General features: G+C 70.8%; 3 protein-coding genes and 1 pseudogene. 2 read left to right on the top strand and 2 right to left on the bottom strand.

Going from position 1 to position 3849, the window contains the following annotated elements:
- Positions 1 to 98: 98 nt before the first annotated feature.
- Together ROTAS13_RS20715 and ROTAS13_RS20710 are read left to right on the top strand one after the other, a co-directional pair.
- Positions 99 to 662, top strand: a complete 564-nt coding sequence (locus tag ROTAS13_RS20715; RefSeq protein WP_075823274.1) for a DUF1993 family protein — start codon at positions 99 to 101, stop codon at positions 660 to 662.
- Between the two features lie 291 nt (positions 663 to 953).
- On the top strand, positions 954 to 2045 hold the full coding sequence (locus tag ROTAS13_RS20710) for a branched-chain amino acid aminotransferase (protein ID WP_075823273.1): 1092 nt from the start codon (positions 954 to 956) through the stop codon (positions 2043 to 2045).
- A 303-nt stretch (positions 2046 to 2348) separates the two neighbouring features.
- On the opposite strand, the gene ROTAS13_RS20705 is transcribed toward ROTAS13_RS20710, so the two are convergent.
- Positions 2349 to 3371, bottom strand: a complete 1023-nt coding sequence (locus tag ROTAS13_RS20705) for an LLM class flavin-dependent oxidoreductase (protein ID WP_019462498.1) — start codon at positions 3369 to 3371, stop codon at positions 2349 to 2351.
- 183 nt (positions 3372 to 3554) lie between these two features.
- Positions 3555 to 3849: pseudogene (locus tag ROTAS13_RS20700) on the bottom strand (PLP-dependent aminotransferase family protein); the annotation flags it as partial.

Below are 3849 nucleotides of genomic sequence, written 5' to 3'. Positions count from 1 at the left end.
GGTGGAGCTGTGCGTAGATGTGATCAAGAGACAGGTTGTTTAATCGGGCCTCCCGCAACGGATGATGGGCGGCGCCAGGCTGGCCCCAGGGAGCATCCATGTCGCTGACCGAGCTTCTCGTTCCCACCTACAGGCAGATGCTTCGCATGCTGGGCGGCCTGCTGGACAAGGCGCAGCGGCAGATGCCGGGGCAGGCGGAGGCCTTCCTCTCGGCGCGGCTGGCGGCCGACATGTATCCCCTGGCGACGCAGTTGAGGTTCGCGGCGCTCCAGGCGCAGGAGGCGGTCTTCCGGCTGCGGGGGGAGCCGATGCCGCCTTCGCTGGACGAGTTGGCGGCCGAGGGGCGTCATGCCGGTGAGGTGCCTGGGCTGATCTCGGATGCCCGGAAGCGGATCGATGAGGCCCTGTCGCTTCTGGATGGCCTGGCCCCGGACGCGCTCGATGCCGGAGCCGGATTGCCGATCGCCATCGAGCTTCCCGGGGGTATCGCCTTCGACATGACGGGCGAACGGTATGCCCGCGACTGGGCGCTGCCCCAGTTCTATTTCCACGTCATCACCGCCTATGCGATTCTCCGGAGCCAGGGCGTCGAGATCGGGAAGGCCGACTACGTGCCTCACATATTCGCCTATCTCCGGCCGGGGCCTGCGCCGGGGGTCTGATCGCGAAGGGGTTCCTGCCGGCCCGGGGCGGCCGACTGCCCGCCACGTCCAGCGCTGTCCCGGGAGGCTCCGCCCGCGGAACGGAGGCGGCGGGACGCAGGCGCGCGTGCCGACATCGGGGGCGATGCGGATGCGGCCGCGCAGGGCGCCGGGCTGGAAGTGTTGCATGGGCCGCCCCGCACTCCGCACAAGGCAGGCAAAACCAGATCGTGCAGGCGTGAGGGTCCGCCGGGGTCGTTTCTTGCGCTACAAGGTCATGAGAAGCAACGAAACGCACAAGAGCTGGTGTCCATGACCATCCCCGACATCCGAGTGACCCGCACCCAGGCGCCGAAGCAACGCCCCGACGATGCCGAGCTGAGCTTCGGCAAGGTCATGACCGACCACATGTTCCTGATGGACTACGAGGAGGGGAAGGGCTGGCACGACCCGCGCATCGTTCCCTATGGCCCGCTCAGCATGGACCCCGCGACCTCCGTCCTGCATTACGGGCAGACGGTGTTCGATGGGTTGAAGGCCTTTCGCGGCCAGGACGGGACGGTGCGCCTGTTCCGTGCGCAGCGCCATGCCGAGCGGCTGAACAGGTCCTGCGCCGCACTCTGCATCCCGCCGATGGACCCGGAGCTGATCCGCCGGTCCTTCGAGGAACTGGTGGCGGTGGACCATGACTGGGTGCCGCGCCGGGCCGGGACGTCGCTGTATATCCGGCCGACCGTGGTAGCGACGGAGGTGCAGCTCGGCGTGCATCCGGCGCACCGGCTGACCTATTTCGTGATCTGCTCCCCGGTTGGCGCCTACTACAAGGAAGGCGTGAAGCCGGTGAGGATCCTGGCCACGGACAAGTATGTCCGTGCGGTGCGCGGCGGGCTGGGCGAGGCCAAGACGGCGGCCAACTACGCCGCCTCTCTCGCCGCCGCGCAGGATGCCGAGGCGCAGGGCTATACCCAGGTGCTGTGGCTGGATGGCGTGGAGCGGCGCTATCTCGACGAGGTGGGCACCATGAACATCATGGTGAAGATCGGCGACGAGGTGATCACCCCGCCGCTGGCCGGCACCATCCTGGACGGCGTGACGCGGAACTCGATCCTGACCCTGCTGCACGACTGGGGCGTGAAGGCCAGCGAGCGGCCGGTCACCATCGACGAGGTGATGCAGGCGGGCCGCGACGGCACGCTGCGGGAGATGTGGGGCACCGGCACCGCCGCCGTGGTCTCGCCGGTCGGGATGCTGGGCTACAAGGGCGAGAAGGTGGTCATCAACGGCGGTGAGACCGGGCCGCTGACGCAGAAGCTGTACGAGGCGATCGTGGCGATCCAGTACGGCACCGCGCCGGATGCCCATGGCTGGACGAGCGAGGTGAAGGTGCCGGCGGAGGCGTCGTAAGGCGCTTCAGTTCGGGCGTTGCGCCGTTCCGGGGGGAAGGCGCTGCCTTTCCCCCCGGGCCCCCCTCCGCCAGGACGCTGCGCGCCCTGGACCCGGTTCGTTGGCGCTTGCCGCGGCCGGATCTCGCCGGAGAGCCATGCTCTCCGGCGGGCTGCCGGTGCCGCGAGTGCGGGCAGGGTGTTTTTCCGTTTTCGGGGCCTCATTGATCCACCTGCGCTCAGAGGTCAGGCCCGGGACCGGCCTTGCCGCGCCGTGCCAGCGAAAGGCGGGGTCTGGGGAGGCGGCGCCTCCCCAGGGAGCCGCTCAGCGCCAGCCGAGGGCGGGGGCGATGTGCTTCAGGATGCCCTCGATGACATGGGCGCAGTACTCGACGCCGAGCTGGTTGGGGATGGTCAGCAGCAGGGTGTCGGCCTCGGCGATGGCCTCGTCCTCCCGGAGCTGGGCGATCAGGGCCTCGGGTTCGGCGGTGTAGCCGCGGCCGAAGATGGCGCGGGTGTTGCCGCCGAGGAGGCCGATCTGGTCCTGCTCCTTGCCGCCACGGCCGAAATACTCGCGGTCCCGGTCGTCGAGCAGGGGGAAGATGCTGCGGCTGACGGAAACGCGGGGGGTGTGGCTGTGGCCGGCTTCCTTCCAGGCCTCGCGGTAGAGGCGGATCTGCCCGGCCTGCTGGATGTGGAAGGGCTCGCCGGTCTCGTCGTCCTTGAGGGTGGAGCTTTGCAGGTTCATGCCGAACTTCGCCGCCCAGGCGGCGGTGGCGTTGGAGCCGGAGCCCCACCAGATGCGCTCGCGCAGGCCCTCGGAGAAGGGTTCCAGGCGCAGCAGGCCGGGCGGGTTGGGAAACATCGGGCGCGGGTTGGGGCGGGCGAAGCCCTGGCCCTTCAGCACTTCGAGGAAGACCTCGGCGTGGCGGCGGCCCAGCTCGGCATCCGTCTCGCCCTCGGCGGGGGCATAGCCGAAGTGGCGCCAGCCATCGATCACCTGCTCGGGCGAGCCGCGGCTGAGGCCGAGCTGGAGGCGGCCGCCGGAGATCAGGTCGGCGGCGCCGGCATCCTCCGCCATGTAGAGCGGGTTCTCGTAGCGCATGTCGATGACGGCGGTGCCGAGTTCGATCCGCTTCGTCCGCGCGCCCATGGCGGCGAGCAGCGGGAAGGGGGAGGCGAGCTGGCGGGCGAAGTGGTGGACGCGGACATAGGCGCCGTCCGCGCCCAGCTCCTCGGCCGCGACGGCGAGGTCGATGGATTGCAGGAGCGCGTCGGCGGCGGTGCGGGTGCCGGAATGCGGCGAGGGTGTCCAGTGGCCGAAGGAGAGGAAGCCGATCTTCTTCATGGGTTCAGGTCGTCCGGCGGGGCGGGACGGGGCGCGCCCCTTGCGTGAGGGTGGTCTGGCCGGGCGCCGCGGCGGGGCCGGGCCGGTTGCCGGGGATATGGGATGGGCGGCGCGGCGCGGCCATCACTGCGGGTGATGACCGTCATGGGGATGGATCGTCCCCGGGGGAGCGGCGCCGCGCCCTCAGCCGATGATGGCGGCGTCGGGGCCGTTGAGGGCGAGTTCCAGCAGGGTTTCGAGGGCCGGGCGCAAGGCGGCCTCGGCGGGGGCGGCGAGGGCCAGGCGGACGGCGTCGGGGGCGTGGCCGGGGCCGGCGGCGAATTCGGCGGCGGGTGAGACGGCGATGCGGCGGCGGGCAGCGGCGGCCACGAAGGTCTCGGCGCGCCAGGGATCGGGCAGTTCGAGCCAGAGGTGGTAGGCGCGCGGATCGCCGCGCAGGGAAAGGCCGGCGCCGCCGAGGAGGCCGCGCGCCAGGGCG

The sequence above is a fragment of the Roseomonas sp. TAS13 genome (genome assembly GCF_001950415.1).
Lineage (GTDB): Bacteria > Pseudomonadota > Alphaproteobacteria > Acetobacterales > Acetobacteraceae > Roseomonas > Roseomonas mucosa.
This window is presented reverse-complemented; position numbering and strand designations above follow the sequence as displayed.